This is a genomic window from Stenotrophomonas sp. SXG-1, from assembly GCF_014083965.1.
GTDB classification, from domain to species: Bacteria; Pseudomonadota; Gammaproteobacteria; order Xanthomonadales; family Xanthomonadaceae; genus Stenotrophomonas; species Stenotrophomonas geniculata.
On record NZ_CP046588.1, the window covers coordinates 3694893 to 3717892 of the forward strand.

Here is a 23000-nt window from a genome sequence, read left to right on the forward strand (position 1 = left end):
AAGGTACGTGTTAGCAGCGTGTTAAAACACCCCAGCACGTTACGATTGCGTTGCAGCGCTGTATTTGCGCGAGCCAACCGGAGACTTTGCAGATTGTGGCGGCAGCAAGCCGCCGTTTTCCCTGAAGCGCGATGCGGACTGGCCGTAGCGGGCGCGGAACGCACGCGCGAAGCTGCAGCAGTTGTCGAAGCCACTGGCCGCAGCGACCTCGCCAACCATCATGTCGGTGTCACGCAGCAGGTCGGCCGCCCGTTCCAGGCGCAAACGTGCTGAAAGCGACTGCGGGCTTTCCTCGTACAGGCTCTGGAAGGTCTTGGAGAGATACCAGCTGGAGAAGTTGGTCAGCTCGGCCAGTTCACCGATGCGCACCACGCGGTGGCTGTTGCCTTCCAGGTACAGGCGGGCGCGCTGCATGCGGCCGAATACCTGGCGCTTGCGGCTGCGCGAGCGACCCGGGCAACGCTGCACGTTGTCGGCCAGCCCACGCTGCAGGCCCGCCAGATGCAGCAGCAGCGGGCGCAGTGCCTGTGCCGGCTGGCCACTGGCCAGCGCATCGCGCCACAGGCGCAGCGCAACGCGGGCATCGCCACGGCTCATGCGGCCACGCCCGGCGTACAGGCCGCAGTCGGCCATCTCGGCCAGCACGCGCAGTGCTTCGACAGTCAGGTTCAGGCCAACGCACAAGCCGTTGCGGCCTGCCTGCACCAGCGGCCGCGACTCTTTCTCGAAGGCGATCCACTCGCCCTGGCGCAAGCGGAAGCGTCCTTCCTTGGCTTCCACCCAGGAGCTGCCGCGCACCTGCATCCACACAGTGAAGCTGCTGCCTGCGGTCTGCAGGCTGCCGAGCCGGGCCACGCCCAGGCAGGTCGGCGCAGCATCGTCGAGCGACCGGTCCAGAGAGACGGTTTGGCCGCGATCGGCCAGCGAGAGTTGACGCATGGGGGCACCACGGTTTGCCTAGTACAGGCCTCCGTTTTGCCAAATCAGGCGGCACCACGTCAGGAAAGTCAGACGAGATCGCCACGAATTCGCGGCGAGGTCGCCACGAAGAAATTACGAAGGCCCATTTCCGTTGAACAACAACAACTTGGAGAACGCCGGAAGCAGCGTCGGCGAGCGCTCGGGCAAGCGCATCACGCCGATGTCGGCACCGTCGCTGACCGCCATTGCCACGAACAGCGTGTGCCCATCGGCGCCGGCACTCAGCCCGTTGCCGGCACTGAGGCGTTCCGCATCCAGGCAGCGTTCCGGTTCCTCGCGCCCGGCCTGGATCAGCACCAGTGTGGTGCCACAACGGGTGGACGTACCGAGGTAGCCGATCGCGTTGCTGCCGGCCACAGTCCAGGCACGGTACCGCCACCGGCTGGGCCGGTCATCGCTGATCTGCTGCACGCTTGCCGGTGCCAACGCCGCATCCACCGACCACAGGCCTCCTGCGGCCAGGCGGGTGAACAGCACACGCCCGCTGCTGCGATCGAACCGCGCCTGCGAAACACCGTCGATGCTGGCCAGGCGGCGCCAGGGCTGCACGCTTCGATCAAACAGGCTCAGCCGGGTCTGTTGCTGGTCATCGCGCTCGACCACCAGCAGCTGGTCCGGGCGTGCCCCGTACAGTGCCTGCAGCGGCTGCTCCGACGGGACAGGCAACGGCTGGACGCGTTCGTCACGTGGGGCGATCTCATAGACCACTGTGCGTCCGTGCTCGTCGCGCCCCACCACCAGCAACCGGCGGCTGTCGGCCGACCAGTCCGGTGCCTGACGTGCCTCGGGCCGCAAGCCTTCGATCGGCCGCAGCGAATCGGGGCGCTCCATGTCCGCCCACCACAGCGCGAAGCTGCCTGAACGATCGGACGTGAACACCAGTTGGCGTCCATCCGGCGCCGCCATCGGCTGCCCATCCCGGCCACTGGACGCAAACAAGCGCTGCGGCGGCGAGCCGCCCTCCATCGGCACCTTGAAGATGCCGAACTGCGCGCGCCGATGGACGAAGGCCAGCATGCCCGCGCGGCGCGCAGTGGCCGGCCACTGTGCGTCGTCGAGCCCGGCATCGCGCAGCGTGCGGCTCTCGACGTCCAGGTAGTACAGGCGCACTTCACTGTCGACACGGCGTCCAAACACGATCGTCCGGCCATCACGCAACCAGGCCCAGCCACGCAGTTCAGCGGCCTCGCTGGTCAGCTGCTCGGGCGTGCCCCCCGCTGCCGGCATGCGCCACAGGTCGCCCAGCTGCGGATTGCGCACGAACACCAGCCACTTGCCATCAGGCGAGTAGCGCGGCGCATAGTCGAAGTCATCCTCGGCAACACCGTAGTCCAGCGCCTCCCATTGGCCACTGGCCAGATCGAGCTTGCGGATGCCCCGATGGGCATAGCGCCCCACCATGCTGCCGAACACCAGGCCACGGCCGTCCGGCGTCCAGTCGAAACTGAGCAGCTCGGTGCCATCGCACCGCGTGGCCTGGCGCAGGGCACCACCGGTCGCGCTGGCGATCAGCACCTGGCAGCCGCCGTTGTTGCTGAACCGCGCGAAGGCGATCTCGCGTCCATCCGGCGACCAGCTCGGGAAGCGGTCAACCGAGCCGGCCGGCGGAGCCAGCAGCTGCCGCGCTGGCGCGTTGCCGGAGGTCTGTACCTTGATCGCCCCACCCCCTTGCCCGTCTTCGTTGGCGCCTTCATAGGCCACCAACGAGCCATCGGGTGAAAGCGTGGGATAGGTTTCAAAACCGCTGGTTGCGGTGATCAACCGATAGGGACGCTGCGGGCTGCCGATCACGCGCGTGCCGTTCTCCACGGCCGCATCCACCGCTGAACTGCTGGCCGGTGCCCGCCGCAGCAGCAGCGCGGCCAGCACCACCACCGTGGCCAGCATCAGCACGCCCAGCACCAGCAGCACGCGCCGGCGGACATGGCGCCAGCGGCGGCGCGATGCCTGCACGTGTGCCGGCCTCTCCTCGGCGATGCCCATCACCGGTTGCAGGTCCGCGATTCCGTCATCGGCTTCTGAGGACGGTGCCGCCTCGACATCGTCCAGTACCTGCACCGGCACCAGCAGGCGATAGCCGGTCTTGGCGATGGTCTCGATATAGGCCTGGCCGTTGTCGTCGTCGTTGCTGAACGCCTTGCGCAGCTGGGTGACGGCCTGGGTAAGCACATCATTGGTCGGCAGCGTGTCCGGCCAGACTTCCGCGAACAGTTCATCGCGGGTGACAACGCGCCCGGGCTGGCGCAGCAGTACACGCAGCACGCCCAGCGCCTTCGGCGTCAGCCGACGCGGGCGACGCGCACCGACGACCTCGACTTCTCGCGAGGACAGAGTGACAGTGCACTCTCCGATCCGGATCCGATCGAATCCGGGGGGCTGGTTTTCACTGCTGTTCATTTTCCGCTACACAGTAGAGACAGGTCCGGGGCAGCGTTTGCCTTCGATACCCTCCCGTCCTGGGAACAGCAAAAAGCCAGACTCCGCACAAAGCATCGGCGCATACCGCAAAAACAATGAAGCGGGCGAATACTAGCCTATGCGGGTTACCTCGCCTATCGCGTGGTCGACATCCAGGCTCTCTCTCGCCGACGCATTCACATAATTTGCTGCACCATTCGCGCCCTGCGGGGCGCGGAATTTTTATCTGGCGTTCATTTTCACATGCGCCGCAGCATGGTCAATCCGACCAGTCGCGAAACCACCAAAGCCACGTACATCACGCCTGAAAACTGCTCCAGCATGACCAATGCACGCGCCTGCGGATGCAGTGGCACGACGTCGCTCAGGCCGACACCCGAGAGCAAACTGAAGCTCAGATAAAGCAGTTCCATCCAGGTGCGCTGTGCACCACCACCGGTGCCCTGGAAACTGCCCGGATACCACTGCTGGCACACGGCGAAAGCAAACGCGAAGGCCCAGGCCAGCAACGTGAATGTCGCACCTGCCGCGAACAGTTCATCGCGGGTGACTTTATGGTCCTGGAGCATGTAGGCGATGAGTGCACCGGCCGTATAGAAGTACAGCAGGCTTTCCAGCAGCTGCGCGGTGGTCAGCAGCGCACTGCGATCCAGCAATGCACCGGCCAGCGAGAACACCACCGAAGGAATGGCCAGCAGCAGCGCCAGCCAAGTGCCCAGCGGGCTGCGCTGGACCACCCACAGCGCCAGGCCCAGTACCGCCATGCCGAACATGCCCAGCGCCGCGCGGCCCGCAGCGGTGTCATCCAGCGCGGGGTATAGCAGCACGGCGATCAACTGGGCCCCCAGCAGCCAGGCCGAAGGATGACGGCGGGCAATGGCCAGCCAGCGGGTGGTGATGGCAACGGGCATGGCGTCCTTTCCCCAGGGTGGTGGGCCGAGGATAGCCGGGAGCGGTGTGATGAGCGGTAGTGCCGGCCGCTGGCCGGCACCCCCGCTTCCGCATCACCCCTGGCGGTAGACCTCGGCACCGGCCGCGCGGAACTCCGCCGACTTCTCCTTCATGCCGGCCTCGGCGTAGTCGCGCACGTCCTGGGTGATCTTCATCGAACAGAAGTGCGGACCGCACATCGAGCAGAAGTGCGCCAGCTTGTGCGCATCCTTCGGCAGCGTCTCGTCATGGAATTCCTTGGCCTTCTCCGGATCCAGGCCAAGATGGAACTGGTCTTCCCAGCGGAACTCGAAGCGCGCCTTGCTCAGCGCGTTGTCGCGCACCTGCGCGCCCGGATGGCCCTTGGCCAGGTCGGCCGCGTGCGCGGCGATGCGATAGGCCATGATGCCGTCACGCACGTCCTGGCGGTTGGGCAGGCCGAGGTGTTCCTTCGGCGTCACGTAGCAGAGCATGGCGGTACCAAACCAGCCGATCATTGCTGCACCGATCGCGCTGGTGATGTGGTCGTAGCCCGGCGCGATGTCGGTGGTCAACGGGCCCAGCGTATAGAACGGCGCTTCGCCGCACTCGCGCAGCTGCTTGTCCATGTTCTCCTTGATCAGCTGCATCGGCACATGGCCGGGGCCCTCGATCATGGTCTGCACATCGTGCTTCCAGGCAATCTTCGTCAGCTCGCCCAGCGTTTCCAGCTCACCGAACTGCGCGGCGTCGTTGGCATCGGCGATGCAGCCCGGGCGCAGGCCGTCACCCAGCGAGAAGGTCACGTCATAGGCCTTCATGATCTCGCAGATGTCTTCGAAATGCGTGTAGAGGAAATTCTCCTTGTGGTGCGCCAGGCACCACTTGGCCATGATCGAGCCACCACGGCTGACAATGCCGGTCACGCGCTTGGCGGTGAGTGGCACGTAGCGCAGCAGCACGCCAGCGTGGATGGTGAAGTAGTCCACGCCCTGCTCGGCCTGCTCGATCAGCGTGTCACGGAAGATTTCCCAGGTAAGTGCTTCGGCACGGCCGTCGACCTTCTCCAGCGCCTGGTAGATCGGCACGGTACCGATCGCCACCGGCGAGTTGCGGATGATCCACTCGCGGGTCTCATGGATGTGCTTGCCGGTGGACAGGTCCATCACCGTGTCACCGCCCCAGCGGATCGCCCACACCAGTTTCTCCACTTCCTCGGCAATGCCCGAGGACACCGCGCTGTTGCCGATGTTGGCGTTGATCTTGGTCAGGAAGTTGCGGCCGATGATCATCGGCTCGCTTTCCGGGTGGTTGATGTTGTTGGGCAACACCGCGCGGCCGCGTGCGATCTCATCGCGCACGAACTCCGGTGTGATGATCTTCTGGATCGAGGCACCAAATGCCTCGCCGGGGTGCTGCTGCAGCAGGCCGGCATCGCGGATCGCGTCCAGGCGCTGGTTCTCGCGGATGGCGACGAACTCCATCTCCGGCGTGATGATGCCACGGCGCGCGTAGTGCATCTGGGTGACGTTGGCACCTGCACGCGCACGGCGCGGCAGGCTGCGCGCGGGAAATCGCACCGCATCGAGCTTCGGGTCCTGCTCGCGATCGCGGCCGAACGAAGAACTCAGTCCTTCGAGCTGCTCGGTATCACCGCGCTCTTCCACCCAGCCGCGGCGCAGTTCCGGCAAACCGGCCGACAGATCGATGCGCACCTCCGGATCGGTGTACGGACCGGACGTGTCGTAGACCGTGACCGGTGCGTTCTCTTCGCCGCCGAACAGCGTCGGCGTGCGGGTCAACGCGATCTCGCGCATCGGTACCTGCAGATCCGGACGTGAGCCGGGCACGTGGATCTTGCGCGAGCCGGGGATGGGCCGGGTCACGGATTCGGAGAGTTGCTGGGCCTGTTGCTGCAGGGCGGAGAGCTGTGCGTTCATCGGGCATCGTCCAGGAAGGTCAGGGACGAAGCGGCGGCGCACTGCTGCCGCTCCCGGACGGTCCTAGGGCGGAGTCCGGGCATGGCTGCACTGCAAAGCTTCCCTACGCCGGTATGAGCCGGATCAGGTTCCAAGGGACTGTCTCAACCGTGGCCACATGGCCGCGGTACCCCCGCTTCTTGGTGCGCATTAGACCATAGAACGCACCGCAGCTCCTGGCTGTTCCATCCACGCACGGCGTGGATCCGCTGTTTCTGTATTAACAGAACCGTGACATCGCATTCAGTAACGTGCACGCGCATCGTGCCGCTGCGGCCGGTGTTTCCTCGCCGCCTTCGCGGCCCCTGCCCGGCCTGTGCTGCATGTCGCCGGCCCCTCGCAGCAAGCTCTGCTCGCTCCCCTCAATCCCTTGATCGGAGAAGCCCCTTCATGGTGTTTCGCGTTTCCATTGCACTGGTTCTGCTGCTGGTGCTGCTCGCCGGTGTTGCACCCGGCCCCTTCAATACCGTGGTGCAGAGCATCCTCGGCGAACTCATCCGCGGCATCGGCTGGCTCTACCTGCTGGTCGTGTTCCTGGCCCTGGTATTCCTGATGTACCTGGCCTTCGGCCGCTTCGGCAACCTGCGCATCGGTGGCGAAGACGCCGAACCGGAATTCTCGCGGGCCAGCTGGATGTCGATGCTGTTCGCCGCCGGCATGGGCATCGGCCTGGTGTTCTGGGGCGCCGCCGAGCCCATTTCGCATTTCAGCAAACCACCGGAAGGGCTGGCACCTGAAAGCATGGACGCTGCGCGTGCTGCCATGCGCTACGTGTTCTTCCATTGGGGCCTGCACCCGTGGGCCATCTATGCGTTGATCGGCCTGGCAATGGCCTGGTTCCAGTTCAACCGCAACGGCCGTGGCCAGATCAGCGATATGTTGCAACCGATCATCGGCCGTCACCATCGTGGCTGGATCGGGCATGTGGTCAACATCTCCGCAGTCGTCGCCACTGCGATTGGCGTGGCTACAGCTCTCGGCTTCGGCACGGTGCAGATCGCAGCCGGCGTGGAACGCGTGTTCGGCGTGCAGGCGGGCGTGCCGCTGCAGCTGACCATCATTGCGGTGGCCTTCGTTCTGTACATGGCGTCCACGCTCAGCGGCGTCGGCCGCGGCATGAAATGGCTGTCCAACTTCAACCTTGCACTGGCGGCGCTGCTGCTGGCGCTGGTGCTGGTACTCGGCCCGACTGGCGCGATCTTCAACACGTTCACCACCACGCTGGGCTCCTATCTCAACCAGCTGGTGACGATGAGCCTGCGCATGTCACCGTTCTCGTCCAGCACCTGGGTCGCGGACTGGACGATCTTCTACTGGGCCTGGTGGATTTCCTGGGCACCGTTCGTCGGTTCGTTCATCGCGCGCATCTCGCGCGGGCGCAGTGTTCGGGAGTTCGTGATCGGCGTGGTGCTGGCACCGACGCTGCTGGGCTTCTTCTGGTTCTCGGTGTTCGGTGGCACCGCGATCTGGATGCAGATCTTCGGCCAGGCCGACCTGCTGCAGGCGCTGGGCAACGGCTATGAAACGGTGCTGTTCACCATGTTCGACAGCATGCCGCTGCCGTTGCTGCTGTCGTGCATTGCGCTGGTGCTACTGATGATCTTCTTCGTGACCTCGGCTGATTCTGCGGTACTGGTACTGGCCAGCATGTCCACGGACGACGCTGGCGAGCCATTGCGCAAGCACAAAGTGGCGTGGGGTGTCGGCATTGCGCTGGTGGCGGGTTCCTTGCTGTTGGCAGGCGGACTGGAGGCGCTGCAGGGCATGATCACCATCGCAGCGCTGCCGTTCGCGCTGCTGATGCTTCTTGTGATGGTGTCGCTGTACCGGGTGCTGGACCAGGAGTACACGCGGGAGCGGCGGCAGGCGCAGCGCCAGCGGCACATGATCGATGCGTGGATCGCACGCGAGATGGCGGCGCAGGAGGAGACCCAGGCGGAGGCAGCGCGCGCGCACGATCAGGATTGAGGGGGTTTTGCAGCCTGCGGCTGCACCGCTTTTCTCAAGCAACGGCAACAGCAACTTCAAAAGCGGCTCTGGATTTCTGCTGGTTTGGCGGGGAGGGGGCCGATGGCGGGACACGCCGCAAGTACGTCCTTGTAGGCTCGGCCACGGCATCCATGCCGTGGACGGTCCCGCCATCGGCCCCCTCCCCGCCTCCGACAATTTCCCGGTGACGGCAGTAGATCCACGCCACGCGTGGATCAGGTGTATCGGAAAACAAGAAGGGGTCGGATCCGTTTTCCTTCGGAAAACGGATCCGACCCCAACCCACAGCGCGCGGCTGTTGCTGTTGCTGTTGTCTTTGCTTTTGATCTTCTTCTTTCTCTTCCTGCGGTGGCGGCCGCAGGAAACTGTCCGTGGCCGGGCGGGTGGGCTGGGCGGGGGTGTCAGCCGCATGGGCCCGAGGCATGCCTCGGGCGGGTTGGGCAGGACGCCCAACCCCGGTCTTGCCGTGTGCGCAGGACAGCGCACACGAGCAAGCGGCTGCCAAGCCTCCAGGGACGGATTCACGGCGTCCCCCCGAACAGCCCACCCGCCCGGCCCAATCACATGATCCCGCTTCCACTAACCACCACCGCAGAGGGGGCTCAGCCCGGTGGCCGGGAAACCTCAATACCCCGCCGCCTGCCCATCCTTGCGGCTCTCCGACGCGCCGTAATACACCCCGGTCTCGGGATCACGCATGATCGCCTGGTACCCGCCATACGGGCCGTCGGCGAACACGATGCGATGTCCCTTGCGCATCAGCGCGCGCACCGTTTCATACGGGAAGCCGGTTTCCAGATTCACTTCGCCGCCGTCGGTCATCGCCGTGGCCTGCCCGGTCGGTTCCGTTGAACCTTCGTGCTGGATGCGCGGCGCATCGCCGGCTTCCTGCAGGTTCATCCCGAAGTCCACCAGGTTCATCACGATCTGCGCGTGGCCCTGAGGCTGCATCGCGCCGCCCATCACGCCGAAGCTGGCGTACGGCTTGCCCCCCTTGGTGATGAAGGCCGGAATGATGGTCTGGAACGGGCGCTTGCCCGGCGCATAACCGTTGGGATGATTCTTCTGCAACACGAACATCTCGCCACGGTCCTGCAGGATGAAGCCCAGCCCCGGCGGCGCCATGCCACTGCCCATGCCGCGGTAGTTGGACTGGATCAGCGACACCATCATGCCGTCGGCATCGGCCACGGTCATGTAGATCGTGTCGCCCTCCTCCAGTTGCTTCGGCGTGCCCGGCTGCACTTCCTTCAACGCCTTGTCCATCGAGATCAGCGCGCGGCGCTGCGTGGCGTACTCCTTGGAGATCAGCTTCTGCACCGGTGCCGGCTGGAATGCCATGTCGGCGTAGAAGCGTGCACGGTCGGCGAAGGCCAGCTTCTTCGCTTCAACGAACAGGTGCACATGCTCCGGTGAACCGAACGGGATCTTCGAGAAGTCGTAGCCTTCCAGCACGTTGAGTATCTGCAGCGCAGCGATGCCCTGGCTGTTCGGCGGCAGCTCCCACACGTCGTAGCCACGGTAGTTGCTGCTGACCGGCTCGACCCATTCACCATGGTGGTCGGCCATGTCCTGGTAACTCAGGTATCCACCATTGGCCTTGAAGTAATCACCGATCGTGCGGGCGATGTCACCTTTGTAGAAGGCGTCGCGGCCGCCGTCGGCGATCTTCTGGAGGGTGCTGGCCAGGTTCGGGTTCTTCCACATCTCGCCCTTGCGCGGGGCATGGCCGTTGATCGTGAACTGCTCCTTGAAGCCCGGGTACTGCGACAACTTCGGCACCGAGCGGTCCCAGTAGTACGCGATCACTTCGGCCACCGGGTGCCCTTCGCGGGCATAGCGGATGGCCGGCGCCAGGTTGTCGGCCATCGGCTTGCGGCCGAAGCGTTCGTGCAGCGCGAACCAGCCATCGACCGCGCCGGGCACCGACACCGGCAGCGGGCCGGTGGCCGGAATGTCCTTCAGGCCACGGCGCTGGAACTCGGCCAGGGTGAGCGATTTCGGCGAGCGGCCCGAGCCGTTGTAGCCATAGAGCTTCTGCGTCTTCGGGTCCCAGACGATGGCGAACAGGTCGCCGCCGATGCCGTTGCCGGTGGGCTCCATCAGGCCGAGCGCGGCGTTGGCGGCAATCGCAGCGTCCACTGCCGAACCGCCGCCCTTCATCACGTCCAGCGCGATCTGGGTGGCCAGCGGCTGCGACGTGGCGGCCATCGCGTGCGGGGCGATCACCTCCGAACGGGTGGCGAAGGTCTGGCCGGTAATGCGGTCGGCGGCGAAGGACAGTGCAGGCATGGCGGCGAGCACGGCGGTGGCGAGCAGGGAACGGGCAAGGCGTCGGGACACGGTCGGGTTCCGATGGAAGGGTGGTGCTCCGATCTTCGCCGCTGCGGCCTTCACGCGGTATCGGGCAGAGGTCATGGGCGATGGTCTTTCGGTGGGTGCGGACCCAGGCCCGCACCCAGCAAGGCGAAAACAGCCCGGAATCCGCGCAAAAAACGCACTGAAAGGAGTGAATTCGGGTTCACCGAAACACTTTCAGCAGCAACCATCCTTGTGCCGCAAGCGATTGCGGGGGATGCGCCGGAAACCGATAGAAAATCCGTCGCGAGGGTTGACAGCGCCGAAATGGCTGTGTTTCTCTCGATCACATGTTGCATCACAACACGCCACCGCGAACCCACATTGAAGCCGCCGACACCGGCGCCGCCTCGCTGCGTTCGATTCTTGTGCTCGTACTTATTACCCAGCCAACAGGTGCGGGACGAGCCAGCGTGTAAGCAACAAACACACCGGAACTCATCAAAACCCGCACCCGCCCCGGTGCGGGTTTTTTCATTTCAGGACCTGGTTTCAGACGCAACCACCATGAACAACGCCAACTTCAAAACCTGGACCAGCACCGCCACGACGCCTCGTAGCGGCTGTGCCTGTGCGACGCATGGCGCCTCCTCCACCGCTTTCCCCTGACCGGCCGGCACGTCACCTTCGACGACCGGCCGTTCTTTTTTCTTCCCACCGCAAGGAACCTCCCCCATGAGCACCAACGACCTGCCCCAGACCAAGATCGCCGTCATCGGCTACGGCAGCCAGGGCCGCGCCCACGCACTGAACCTGCGCGAATCCGGCTTCGACGTGGTGGTAGGCCTGCGTCCGGGCGGCCCGACCGAGGTCAAGGCACAGGCCGATGGCTTCACCGTCAAGGCCCCGGCCGATGCAGTGAAGGATGCCGACCTGGTTGCCGTGCTGACCCCGGACATGGTGCAGAAGAAGCTGTACGACGACGTGCTGGCGCCGAACATGAAGCAGGGTGCGGTGCTGTTGTTCGCGCACGGCCTGAACGTTCATTTCGACATGATCAAGCCGCGTGACGATCTCGACGTGGTACTGGTCGCACCGAAGGGCCCGGGCGCGCTGGTCCGCCGCGAGTATGAAATCGGCCGCGGCGTGCCGTGCATCTGGGCGGTCTACCAGGACAAGAGCGGCAAGGCGGCTGAGTACGCCCTGGCCTATGCAGCCGGCCTCGGCGGCGCCCGCGCCAACCTGATCCAGACCACCTTCAAGGAAGAAACCGAGACCGATCTGTTCGGTGAGCAGGCCGTGCTGTGCGGCGGTGCCTCGGCGCTGGTGCAGGCCGGTTTCGAGACCTTGGTGGAAGCCGGCTACCAGCCGGAGATCGCCTATTACGAAGTACTGCACGAACTGAAGCTGATCGTGGACCTGTTCTACGAAGGTGGCATCTCGCGCATGTTGGAATTCATCTCCGAGACCGCGCAGTACGGCGACTACGTCAGCGGCCCGCGCGTGATCGATGCCGGCACCAAGGCACGCATGAAGGAAGTGCTGAAGGACATCCAGGACGGCACCTTCACCAAGAACTGGGTGGCCGAGTACGAAGCGGGCCTGCCGAACTACAACAAGTTCAAGCAGGCCGACCTGGAACACCCGATCGAGAAGGTAGGCAAGGAACTGCGCGCCAAGATGGTCTGGTTGCAAGGTCAAGCCGCGTAACAACGCGGCACCCCCACCCGCTCTGCAAGGTCCCCCATGAACTCTCCCACACACCGCAGCGCGCCGCCCAACGGCGCGCGCTGGCTGACCCAGGCGCTGGAGGCCGAGGGCGTCCGCACGCTGTTCGGCTATCCCGGCGGCACCATCATGCCGTTCTACGACGCGCTGGTGGATTCGTCGCTGAAGCACATCCTGGTGCGCCACGAGCAGGGTGCAGCGCTGGCGGCCAATGGCTTCGCCCGCGCCAGCGGCCAGGTCGGCGTCTGCGTGGCCACCTCCGGCCCCGGCGCCTCGAATCTGGTCACCGGCATTGCCGACGCGATGCTGGATTCGGTGCCGATGGTCTGCATCACCGGCCAGGTCGGCACGCCGCTGCTGGGCACCGACGCCTTCCAGGAACTGGATGTGTTCGGCCTGACGATGCCGATCGTCAAGCACAGCTGGCTGGTGCGCAGCGTCGATGATCTGCCGCGCGTGGTGGCCGATGCCTTCCGCATCGCCCGCGAGGGCCGTCCCGGCCCGGTGCTGATCGACCTGCCCAAGGATGTGCAGCTGGCCGATGCCAGCCATCTGCCGGTGCATGTGCCCAGCAGCGTCGAACCGCCGCCGGCGCCGGCCGAGGCCGCCATCGCCGAGGCGATCGCCGCACTGGCGGCGGCCGAGAAGCCGGTGGTCTACGCCGGTGGCGGCATCGCGCTGGGTGATGCGGTGCAGGACCTGCGCGACTTCGTCGAGGCCAGCGCCATCCCCACGGTGATGACCCTGCGTGGCCTGGGTGCGCTGCCGGCCAGCCATCCGCAGTCGCTGGGCATGCTGGGCATGCATGGCACCCGCGCGGCCAACATGGCCGTGCAGGAAAGCGACCTGCTGCTGGTGCTGGGGGCGCGCTTCGATGACCGCGCCACCGGCAAGCTGGCCGAGTTCGCGCCATTCGCCCGCGTCGTCCACATCGATGCGGACGCTTACGAGATCTCCAAGCTGCGCAGCGCCGACGTCGCCGTGCCTGGCAATGTCGGCCATGCCATCCGTGCCCTGCGTGCGGCCTTCCCCTCCCCCAGGGCCCACCAGGATGCATGGCGCAAGCGTTGCGCGCAGCACCGCGATCGCTTCGCGGCCCGCTACGATGCACCCGGCCAGCACATCTACGCGCCGGCGTTGCTGAAGCGCCTGAGCGAGCTGGCCCCGGCCGATGCGGTGATCGCCTGCGATGTCGGCCAGCACCAGATGTGGGTGGCCCAGCACTGCCGCTTCAACCACCCGCGCAACCACCTGACCAGCGGCGCGCTGGGCACCATGGGCTTCGGCCTGCCGGCGGCGATGGGCGCGCAGTTCGCCTGCCCCGACCGCACCGTGGTGCTGGTGTCCGGCGATGGCAGCTTCATGATGAACGTGCAGGAGCTGGCGACCATCGCCCGCTGCCGCCTGCCGGTGAAGATCGTGCTGCTGGACAACAGTTCGCTGGGCATGGTGCGGCAGTGGCAGGAGCTGTTCTTCGCCGAGCGTTACAGCGAGATCGACCTGTCCGACAACCCGGACTTCGTGGCATTGGCGCAGGTGTTCGGCATCGCCGCCACCCGCATCGACAACCGCGACGACGTGGAAGGCGGCCTGGCCGCGCTGCTGGCCGAACCGGGCCCGGCACTGCTGCACGTGGCCATTGATGCACGCGCCAACGTGTGGCCGCTGGTGCCGCCGAACACCGCCAACAGCACGATGCTGGAAAGCAACCCCGCCCATGCCCGCCAGGAGACCCCCAATGCAATACCGGCTTGACCTGGTGCTGCACCCGGCCGAAGGCGCGCTGTTGCGCGTGATCGGCATGGCCGAACGTCGCGGCTTCGCGCCGCGTGCGATCAGCGGCGCGCCGGTAGCTGCCGACGATGGCCGCTGGCACCTGCAGCTCGTGGTGGATGGCCAGCGCCCGGCGGAAACGCTGTGCCGGCAGATCGAGAAGATCTACGACTGCGTGTCCGTACAGGTCACCGCCGTGGAAGGAGTATCGCCATGAACACCCGTACCGTAGCGACCACGGTGCCGGTACGGAGGCGTCTTCTTCGTCGCCCGTGCCCGCACGCGGCGGTCTTCGGCACCGCGCTGGTGGCCCATGCCGGCCGCTGATGCCAGCCAGGAAAGCGATGTCGGCGACGTAAGCGTTGCCGACGTTCTGGCAGCGCAGGCCCGCCTGCGCCGCTTCCTGCCGCCCACCCCGCTGCACTATGCCGAGCGCTTCGGCACCTGGCTGAAGCTGGAGAACCTGCAGCGCACCGGTTCCTACAAGGTGCGCGGCGCCTTGAACGCTCTGCTGGCCGGCCGCGAACGCGGCGACACCCGTCCGGTGATCTGCGCCTCGGCCGGCAACCACGCCCAAGGCGTGGCCTGGGCCGCCTACCGTCTGGACGTACCGGCCATCACGGTGATGCCGCACGGCGCACCGGCCACCAAGATCGCCGGTGTTGCCCACTGGGGCGCCACCGTGCGTCAGCATGGCAACAGTTACGACGAGGCCTACGCCTTCGCGGTCGAACTGGCACAGCGCCATGGCTACCGCTTCCTGTCCGCGTTCGACGATGCCGATGTGATTGCCGGCCAGGGTACGGTCGGCATCGAGCTGGCCGCGCACGCGCCGGACGTGGTGATCGTGCCGATCGGCGGCGGTGGCCTGGCCTCCGGCGTTGCACTGGCACTGAAATCACAGGGCGTGCGCGTGGTTGGTGCACAGGTGGAAGGCGTTGACTCGATGGCGCGCGCGATCCGTGGCGATGTCCGTGAGATCGCCCCCGTCGCCTCGCTGGCCGATGGCGTGCGGGTGAAGATCCCCGGCTTCCTGACCCGCCGCCTGTGCACCTCGCTGCTGGACGACGTGGTGATCGTGCGCGAGGCCGAGCTGCGCGAGACCCTGGTGCGGCTGGCGCTGGAAGAACACATCATCGCCGAGGGCGCCGGTGCGCTGGCGCTGGCCGCCGGCCGCCGCGTTGCCGGCCGCCGCAAGTGCGCGGTGGTGTCCGGCGGGAACATCGATGCCGGTGTCCTGGCCGGCCTGCTCACCGACATCCGTCCGCGCCCGCCACGCAAACCGCGGCGACGGCGCAGCGAAACACCGCGCTCGCCCGGCAAGGCCAGCGCCACCGCTTCCCCCACCTCTTCCCCTTCCCCCCTGCAAGCCGTCGCACCCGCTGTCGAGGAGATTTCCCTGTGACCACCATCGAACGAATTACCACCCCGCGCATCCGCATCTTCGACACCACCCTGCGTGACGGCGAGCAGTCCCCCGGCTGCAGCATGAGCCCGCCGCAGAAGCTGGTGATGGCGCGTGCGCTGGACGAACTGGGTGTGGACATCATCGAAACCGGCTTCCCGGCCAGCTCGCAGTCCGACCGCGAGGCGATGGCACTGATCGGCCGCGAACTGCGCCGACCGAGCCTGAGCCTGGCGGTGCTGTCGCGCTGCCTGCAGGCCGATATCGAGACCTCGGCACGTGCACTGGAAGCCGCGGCCAACCCGCGCCTGCACGTGTTCCTGTCGACCAGCCCGCTGCACCGCGAACACAAGCTGCGCATGACCCGCGAGCAGGTACTGGAGTCGGTACGCAAGCACGTTGCGCTGGCGCGTTCCTACATCGACGATGTCGAATTCTCGGCCGAGGATGCCACCCGTACCGAGCTGGATTACCTGATCGAGGTCTCGCGCGTAGCGATCGCCGCCGGCGCCACCACCATCAACCTGCCCGACACCGTCGGCTTCACCACGCCGGAAGAAATCCGCGCGATGTTCCAGCAGGTCATCGCCGGCGTCGCCGACGTTCCGAACGCCGCCAATGTGATCTTCAGCGCGCACTGCCACAATGATCTGGGCCTGGCCGTGGCCAACTCGCTGGCCGCCATCGAAGGCGGCGCGCGCCAGGTCGAGTGCACCGTCAACGGCATCGGCGAGCGCGCCGGTAACTGTTCGCTGGAAGAGATCGCCATGGTGCTGAAGGTGCGCCAGGCCTTCTACGAGCAGGACAGTTCGATCAACACCCCGCGCATCGTCGGCACCTCGCAGCTGCTGCAGCGCCTGGTCGGCATGCCGGTACAGCGCAACAAGGCCATCGTCGGCGCCAATGCCTTCGCCCACGAATCGGGCATCCACCAGCACGGCATGCTGCGCCATCGCGGCACCTACGAAATCATGCGCCCGGAAGACGTGGGTTGGGAGGACTCGCAGATGGTGCTGGGCCGCCACAGTGGCCGCGCCGCCGTCGAAGCGCGCCTGCGTGCACTGGGCTTCTGGCTGGACGAGGACGAGCTGAAGCTGGTGTTCGAGCAGTTCAAAGGCCTGTGCGAACAGCAGCGCGTGGTCACCGATGCCGACCTGCAGACGTTGATGCAGGGCGGCTCCAACGCGCAGGGCTACCGCCTGGCCTCGATGACCATCAGCGATGTCGGCAGCCGCGCCAACGCGCTGGTCGAACTGTCCGACCCGGACGGCAACCGCGTGGCCGAGACCGCGCAGGGCGATGGCCCGGTCGATGCGCTGTTCGGCGCGCTGTCGGCCGCCACCGGCGTGCAGCTGATGCTGGACAGCTACCACGTGCACAGCGTCGGCATCGGCGCCGATGCGCGCGGTGAGGCCAACCTGAGCGTGCGCCACGAAGGCGTGGAGTACGACGGCACCGGCACCAGCAAGGACATCATCGAAGCCTCCGCGCTGGCCTGGCTGGATGTGGCCAACCGCCTGCTGCGCCAGCGCCAGGCCACCGCCCACAACAGCACCGACGTTCCCACCCCTGCCACCGCCTGAGGAACCCGCCATGAGCGCCTTCGACACCTTCACCCCGGCCAGCGCCGCTGGCCAGCAGTGGAACGCCCAGGACTATGCGATCGACGCCGGCTTCGTCCCGCTGCTCGGCGGCGCGGTCTCGCGCCTACTCGACCCGCGCGCCGGTGAGCGCATCCTCGACCTGGGCTGTGGCGATGGCGTGCTCAGCACCGAACTGGCCCTGAGCGGCGCACGCATCCACGGCGTGGATGCCTCGCCGGAACTGGTGATCGCCGCCCGCGCGCGCGGTGTCGATGCCCAGGTGATGGACGGCCACGCACTGTCGTTCGACAGCGAGTTCGATGCCGTGTTCAGCAACGCGGCACTGCATTGGATGGGCACCCCGGACCGCGTGCTGGAAGGCGTACGCCGCGCGCTGCGCCCCGGTGGCCGCTTCGTCGCCGAGTTTGGCGGCCATGGCAACGTGGCCACGATCATCGCGGCCGTGCAGGCCGCACGCGTGGCGCACGGCCATGGCGCCAGCGCCTTCCAGTGGTACTTCCCGACGGCCGATGCCTACGCCGACCGCCTGCGCCAGCATGGCTTCCAGGTGCAGCTGATCGAGTGCACGCCGCACCCAACGGCATTGCCGACCGGCGTGGCCGGCTGGCTGCGCGTCTTCGCCGCGCCGCTGCTGGACGACCTGCCAGCCGAGGCACGCGCTACGGTGCGCGAGGCCGCCACCGCGCTGCTGGCCGAGCTGCCGCGCAATGCCGCCGGCCAGGCGCTGGCGGACTACGTGCGGCTGCGCGTGCTCGCCCGCCGTCGCTGACTTGACCGTTCCGCTTTCTTTACTGATGTTCGCTATTTCGTACTTCTGCCAGGCATACGCATGACTTCCGCACCCCGCACCCTGTACGACAAACTGTGGGACGCCCACGTGGTGGTTCCCGAATCCGACAGCGCGCCCGCCGTGCTGTACATCGACCTGCACCTGATCCACGAGGTGACCTCGCCGCAGGCGTTCACCGAGCTGCGCGAGCGCGGCTTGTCGCCGCGCCGCCCGGACCGCACCAAGGCGACGATGGACCACTCCACGCCGACCCTGCCGGCCGCCGCTGACGGCACGCTGCCCTATGCCAGCGCCGCCTCCGAGGCACAGGTCGCCACGCTGGCGCGCAACTGCGCCGAGCATGGCATCGAGCTGTTCGACATGGCCTCGGACAACCGCGGCATCGTCCACGTGATCGCGCCGGAACAGGGCTTCACCCAGCCGGGCATGACCATCGTCTGCGGCGATAGTCACACCTCCACCCATGGTGCGTTCGGTTCGCTGGCCTTCGGCATCGGCACCAGCGAAGTCGGCCACGTGCTGGCCACGCAGTGCCTGCTGCAGCGCAAGGCCAAGACCTTTGCCATCACCGTTGATGGCCCATTGGCGCCAGGCGTCGGTGCCAAGGACGTGGTGCTGCACATCATCGGCGTGATCGGCGTCAACGGTGGCACCGGCCACGTCATCGAGTTCCGTGGCAGCACCATCGAAGCGATGGACATGGAACAGCGCATGACCCTGTGCAACATGTCGATCGAAGCCGGCGCGCGTGCCGGCATGGTGGCGCCGGACCAGGTCACCTTCGACTTCGTCGCCCGCACGCCGCGCGGCCCCAAGGGCGCCGACTTCGACGCTGCCGTGGCGCGCTGGCAGCAGCTGCGCAGCGATGACGGCGCACGCTTCGACAGCGAAGTGCACATCCACGCCGCCGACATCCGCCCGACCCTGACCTGGGGCACCCATCCGGGCACGGCCATCGCAGTGGACGCGCCGATTCCGGCGGCCAACGATGCCGCCGCACAGAAGGGCCTGGACTACATGCACTTCCAGGCGGGCAAGGCGCTGGCCGGTACGCCGGTGGACGTGGTGTTCGTCGGTTCGTGCACCAATGGCCGCCTGAGCGACATGCGCGAAGTCGCGCAGGTCCTGCGCGGCCGCCGCGTCGCTGACCGCGTGCGCATGCTGGTGGTGCCGGGCTCGGAGATCGTCAAGCGCGAGGCCGAGGCCGAAGGCATCCACGAAATCGTGCGCGCGGCCGGTGCCGAGTGGCGCGAGCCGGGCTGCTCGATGTGCATCGCCATGAACGGCGATCTGGTCGCACCCGGCCAGCTGGCCGTGAGCACCAGCAACCGCAATTTCGAAGGCCGCCAGGGCCCCGGTTCGCGCACGCTGCTGGCGTCGCCGATGAGCGCGGCGTGGGCCGCTGTGAACGGGCACGTTGCCGATACCCGCGAACTGTTCGCACAGGAGGTGGCGTGATGGCCGGTTTCCGTACCCTGACCTCGGCCAGCGTGGTGCTGCGCCAGACCAACATCGACACCGACCAGATCATCCCGGCGCGGTTCCTGTCCACCACCGAACGTGCCGGCCTGGGCCGCAACGCCTTCAATGACTGGCGCTGGCAGGCCGACGGTTCGCCGGTGGCTGACTTCGCCTTCAACCAGCCGCACAATGCCGGCCGCGGCATCCTGCTGGCGGGCCGCAACTTCGGCTGCGGTTCCTCGCGCGAGCATGCGCCGTGGGCACTGACCGACCTGGGCCTGCGTGCCATCGTCAGCAGCGAGATCGCAGATATCTTCCGCGGCAACTCGCTGAAGAACGGCCTGCTGCCGATCGTGCTGGACGAGGCCGACGTGCAGGCGCTGATGCAGCGCCCGGACGATGAGCTGACCATCGACGTGGCTGCGCGCGAACTGCACACGCCCGATGGCCGCGTCTATTCCTTCCCGCTGGATGGCTTCTCGCAGACCTGCCTGCTGGAAGGCGTCGACCAGTTGGGGTATCTGTTGGGCCGTGTCCCTGAAATCGAACGTTACGAGAGTGAGCATGCACGCTGAGATTGTTGTCCTGCCCGGTGATGGCATCGGCCCGGAAGTGGCCGCCGCGGCAGTGGCCGTCCTGAAGGCCGTCGCCGGACGCTTCAACCACACCTTCACCTTCAGCGAGCACGACATCGGCGGCATCGCCATCGACCGTCATGGCGAACCGCTGCCCGCCTCCACGTTGACTGCCTGCCAGGCCGCCAACGCCGTGCTGCTGGGCGCGGTTGGCGGCCCGAAGTGGTCCGACCCGAACGCCAAGGTGCGCCCCGAGCAGGGCCTGCTGGCGATCCGCAAGGCGCTGGGCCTGTACGCCAACCTGCGCCCGGTGCGCACCCACGAAGCCGCGCTGCATGCCTCGCCGATCAAGGCCGAGCTGCTGCAGGGCGTGGACTTCGTGGTGGTGCGCGAGCTGACCGGTGGCATCTACTTCGGCGACAAGACCCGCGACGCCGACAGCGCCAGCGACCTGTGCCGCTACACCGTGGCCGAGATCGAACGCGTGCTGCGCAGTGCCTTCCGCCTGGCGCAGCAGCGTCGCGGCAAGGTCACCTCGGTGGACAAGGCCAATGTGCTGGAAACCTCGCGCCTGTGGCGTGACGTCGCCGCGCGCATCGGCCGCGAGGAGTTCCCGGACGTTGCCCTGGAGCACCAGCTGGTCGATTCGATGGCCATGCACCTGCTGGCCAAGCCGCGCGAGTACGACGTGATCGTGACCGAGAACATGTTCGGGGACATCCTCACCGATGAAGCCTCGATGCTGGCCGGTTCGCTGGGCCTGCTGCCGTCGGCCTCGCTGGGTGAACCGGGCGCGGTGGGCATCTACGAGCCCATCCACGGTTCGGCCCCGGACATCGCCGGCAAGGGCATCGCCAATCCGTACGCAACGATCTTCAGCGCGGCGATGCTGTTGCGCCATTCGCTGGGCCTGGAAGCCGAAGCCGCCGCGGTGGAAGCGGCCGTGCATGCGGTGCTGGATGATGGGGTGTTCACTGCCGACCTGGCCGCCAAGGGCCAGGCCGTGAGTACCGCCGCCGCCACGGATGCGGTGCTGGCCAAACTCAACTGATCCGATGGCGCCACTCCATGCGTGGCGCCTCTCCCTTTGGTCATTGTGCGCAGCCACCCATGGGGTGGCTCTACTGTAGATCCACGCCATGCGTGGCTGCCTTACTTGGTGGTGTACCCACCATTGACCAGGATGGTCTGCCCGGTCATCCACCAGCCATCGGTGACCAGGAAGCGGATCCACGGCACGATATCGGTGATATCGGTCAGGCCGGTGCGGGTGAATGCGGACAGCGCCGCCGCGGTCTTGTGGTACGCCTGCGCGTCGGCACTCTCTGCCGGGTAGAAGAACGGCGTGTCCATCGGACCAGGGCCGATCGCGGTCACCGAAATGCCGCGTTCACCGAACTCCTTCGACGCCGCGCGGGTGAAGTGCTCGACTGGCGCCTTGGTACCGGCGTAGCTGGAATAGAACGGCGTGTAGGCACCCAGCAATGAGGTGACCAGGGTGCAGATGCGACCACCGTCGTTGACGTGGCGGCCGGCTTCCTTGAGGAAGAAGAACGCCGCCTTGGCGTTGACCGCGCTCATCTCGTCGTACTCCGCTTCGCTGATGTCCAGCAGCGGTTTCTTCAATACCTTGCCGACCGTATTGATGGCGATGTCGGGACGGCCGACTGCGGCCGCGGCATCGGCGAACAAGCGCTCCATCGCTGCCGCCGAGGTCAGGTCCCCCTGCAGGGCCACCGCCTTGCTGCCGGCGGCCTGCACGGCGGCGACGGTCGCCTCTGCATCGGCCTGGGTGGCGGCGCTGTTGTAGTGGATGACGATGGCTTTGGCGCCCTGTGCAGCGAAGTCGCGGGCGATCAGGCCGCCCAGGTTCTTGGCGCCACCAGCGATCAGCACGGTCTTGCCCTTGAGGGAATGGTCGGTCATGGCTTCGGTCTCGGGGAGGAGGCTGCCCGGGGTGGCAACCCTGCCCTGACGACGATATCGTGCAGAAAATGCGGATAAAGCCCGCCACATTGACTTAACTTTCCAGAGCCAGCGAACAATGGACCGGATCGATCGCTTCCGCATCTTCACCCGGGTGGTGGAGTGCGCCAGCTTCACCCGCGCCGCCGACCAGCTCGGCCTACCCCGCTCCACCGTCTCGGCAGCCATTGCGGAGCTGGAGCAGCGGCTCGGCACCCGCCTGCTGCAGCGCTCGACCCGCCGGGTGTCCACCACCCATGATGGCGACGTGTTCCATGCCCGCTGCCTGCGCCTGATCGCCGAAGTCGAAGACACTGAATCGCTGTTCCGGCAAGACGACGCGCAACCGGTCGGTTTGCTGAAGATCGACGTGCCCAGTCGCATCGGCCGTCGCATCATCGCTCCGGCGCTGCCAGGGTTCTTCGCGCAGTATCCGCAGGTGGAAGTCGACCTGGGCATGACCGACCGCGCGGTGAACCTGATCGAAGACGGTTGCGATGCGGTGCTGCGGGTCGGTCAGCTGGGTGACTCCAGCCTGGTGGCGCGCACACTGGGACAACTCGACTTCGTCAACGTCGCCGCGCCGGCCTACCTGCGCGAGCATGGTGTACCGCAGCATCCTGCCGACCTGCAGCAGCACCGCGCGGTGAACTATGCGTCGCCGACCACGGCACGGGTGGAACCGTGGGAGTGGCAGGACGGCGGCCAGCTGCGCACGCTGCCGATGCCCGGCTGGGTGCGGGTGAACAGCGCCGAGGCGTCGATCGCGTGCTGCGTAGCCGGGCTGGGCTTGCTGCAGATTCCGCGCTACGACGTGCAGGCGGAACTGCAATCCGGCGAACTGGTGGAAGTGATGCCGCAGTATGTGGCGCAGCCGTTGCCGGTGACTCTGTTGCAACCGCATCGGCACCACCGTGCGCTGCGCGTGCAGGTGTTCATCGAATGGCTGCTGCCGGTGCTGCGGAGCGGCCTGCAGCTGCAGTAGCTCCACGCCATGCGTAGATGCTTCTGTAGCGTCGAGCCATGCTCGACTCATCCCGTCATCGCGCGAAGAGCAGCCGAGCATGGCTCGGCTCTACAGAAAGCAGATCCCGCGAGCAGATCAATCCGGGCCATGCGTGGATG

General features: G+C 66.6%; 17 protein-coding genes and 1 riboswitch. Of the genes, 11 read left to right on the forward strand and 6 right to left on the reverse strand.

Going from position 1 to position 23000, the window contains the following annotated elements; all coding sequences use genetic code 11:
* Positions 1-39: 39 nt before the first annotated feature.
* The 4 genes from GOC52_RS16905 to thiC all read right to left on the reverse strand — a co-directional run bounded on the left by GOC52_RS16905 (position 40) and on the right by thiC (position 6248).
* The gene (locus GOC52_RS16905; protein ID WP_010483985.1) at positions 40-939 is read right to left on the reverse strand and encodes a helix-turn-helix transcriptional regulator; all 900 of its coding nucleotides are present in this window, start codon (positions 937-939) and stop codon (positions 40-42) included.
* Between the two features lie 114 nt (positions 940-1053).
* Positions 1054-3378, reverse strand: coding sequence for a winged helix-turn-helix domain-containing protein (locus GOC52_RS16910; RefSeq protein WP_191849963.1), 2325 nt, complete (start codon positions 3376-3378; stop codon positions 1054-1056).
* 260 nt (positions 3379-3638) lie between these two features.
* Positions 3639-4310 carry an ion channel gene (locus GOC52_RS16915; protein ID WP_010483983.1) on the reverse strand — a complete coding sequence of 224 codons (672 nt, stop codon included), beginning with the start codon at positions 4308-4310 and terminating at the stop codon, positions 3639-3641.
* Between the two features lie 93 nt (positions 4311-4403).
* The gene (thiC, locus tag GOC52_RS16920) at positions 4404-6248 is read right to left on the reverse strand and encodes a phosphomethylpyrimidine synthase ThiC (protein WP_010483982.1); all 1845 of its coding nucleotides are present in this window, start codon (positions 6246-6248) and stop codon (positions 4404-4406) included.
* 82 nt (positions 6249-6330) lie between these two features.
* A riboswitch (TPP riboswitch) is annotated at positions 6331-6432 on the reverse strand.
* Between the two features lie 245 nt (positions 6433-6677).
* Here thiC and GOC52_RS16925 point away from each other — a divergent pair.
* Positions 6678-8255, forward strand: coding sequence for a BCCT family transporter (locus GOC52_RS16925; RefSeq protein WP_043400215.1), 1578 nt, complete (start codon positions 6678-6680; stop codon positions 8253-8255).
* Between the two features lie 645 nt (positions 8256-8900).
* Here GOC52_RS16925 and ggt read toward each other — a convergent pair.
* Positions 8901-10568 carry a gamma-glutamyltransferase gene (gene ggt / locus GOC52_RS16930; protein WP_100064779.1) on the reverse strand — a complete coding sequence of 556 codons (1668 nt, stop codon included), beginning with the start codon at positions 10566-10568 and terminating at the stop codon, positions 8901-8903.
* Between the two features lie 741 nt (positions 10569-11309).
* Here ggt and ilvC point away from each other — a divergent pair.
* From ilvC to leuB, 9 genes are all read left to right on the forward strand, one after another.
* A complete protein-coding gene (ilvC, locus tag GOC52_RS16935) occupies positions 11310-12284 on the forward strand; it encodes a ketol-acid reductoisomerase (protein WP_010480761.1) in 975 nt (324 codons plus the stop codon).
* Between the two features lie 36 nt (positions 12285-12320).
* Positions 12321-14057, forward strand: coding sequence for an acetolactate synthase 2 catalytic subunit (gene ilvG, locus GOC52_RS16940; RefSeq protein ID WP_159360553.1), 1737 nt, complete (start codon positions 12321-12323; stop codon positions 14055-14057).
* Complete coding sequence (locus GOC52_RS16945; RefSeq protein ID WP_005410947.1) at positions 14041-14292, forward strand: ACT domain-containing protein; 252 nt, start codon at positions 14041-14043, stop codon at positions 14290-14292. The genes ilvG and GOC52_RS16945 overlap by 17 nt, the downstream gene beginning before the upstream one ends.
* 96 nt (positions 14293-14388) lie before the next feature.
* On the forward strand, positions 14389-15480 hold the full coding sequence (locus GOC52_RS16950) for a threonine dehydratase (protein WP_191849965.1): 1092 nt from the start codon (positions 14389-14391) through the stop codon (positions 15478-15480).
* A complete protein-coding gene (locus GOC52_RS16955) occupies positions 15477-17063 on the forward strand; it encodes a 2-isopropylmalate synthase (RefSeq protein ID WP_019338809.1) in 1587 nt (528 codons plus the stop codon). Before GOC52_RS16950 ends, GOC52_RS16955 begins: the two co-directional genes overlap by 4 nt.
* A 10-nt stretch (positions 17064-17073) precedes the next feature.
* On the forward strand, positions 17074-17853 hold the full coding sequence (locus GOC52_RS16960; protein WP_191849967.1) for a class I SAM-dependent methyltransferase: 780 nt from the start codon (positions 17074-17076) through the stop codon (positions 17851-17853).
* Positions 17854-17913: 60 nt separating this feature from the next.
* Positions 17914-19332 (forward strand): 3-isopropylmalate dehydratase large subunit, encoded by a 1419-nt coding sequence (leuC, locus tag GOC52_RS16965; RefSeq protein WP_049413322.1) that lies wholly within the window; start codon positions 17914-17916, stop codon positions 19330-19332.
* Positions 19332-19910, forward strand: a complete 579-nt coding sequence (leuD, locus tag GOC52_RS16970; RefSeq protein ID WP_191849969.1) for a 3-isopropylmalate dehydratase small subunit — start codon at positions 19332-19334, stop codon at positions 19908-19910. The genes leuC and leuD overlap by 1 nt, the downstream gene beginning before the upstream one ends.
* A complete protein-coding gene (gene leuB, locus GOC52_RS16975; RefSeq protein ID WP_053443485.1) occupies positions 19900-20961 on the forward strand; it encodes a 3-isopropylmalate dehydrogenase in 1062 nt (353 codons plus the stop codon). The genes leuD and leuB overlap by 11 nt, the downstream gene beginning before the upstream one ends.
* Before the next feature lie 101 nt (positions 20962-21062).
* On the opposite strand, the gene GOC52_RS16980 is transcribed toward leuB, so the two are convergent.
* Positions 21063-21836, reverse strand: a complete 774-nt coding sequence (locus GOC52_RS16980; protein ID WP_053443486.1) for an SDR family oxidoreductase — start codon at positions 21834-21836, stop codon at positions 21063-21065.
* A gap of 118 nt (positions 21837-21954) precedes the next feature.
* Between GOC52_RS16980 and GOC52_RS16985 the strand changes: the two genes are divergently transcribed.
* Entirely contained in the window at positions 21955-22860 is a 906-nt protein-coding gene (locus GOC52_RS16985) for a LysR family transcriptional regulator (RefSeq protein WP_053443487.1), read from the forward strand.
* The last annotated feature ends 140 nt before the right edge of the window (positions 22861-23000 follow it).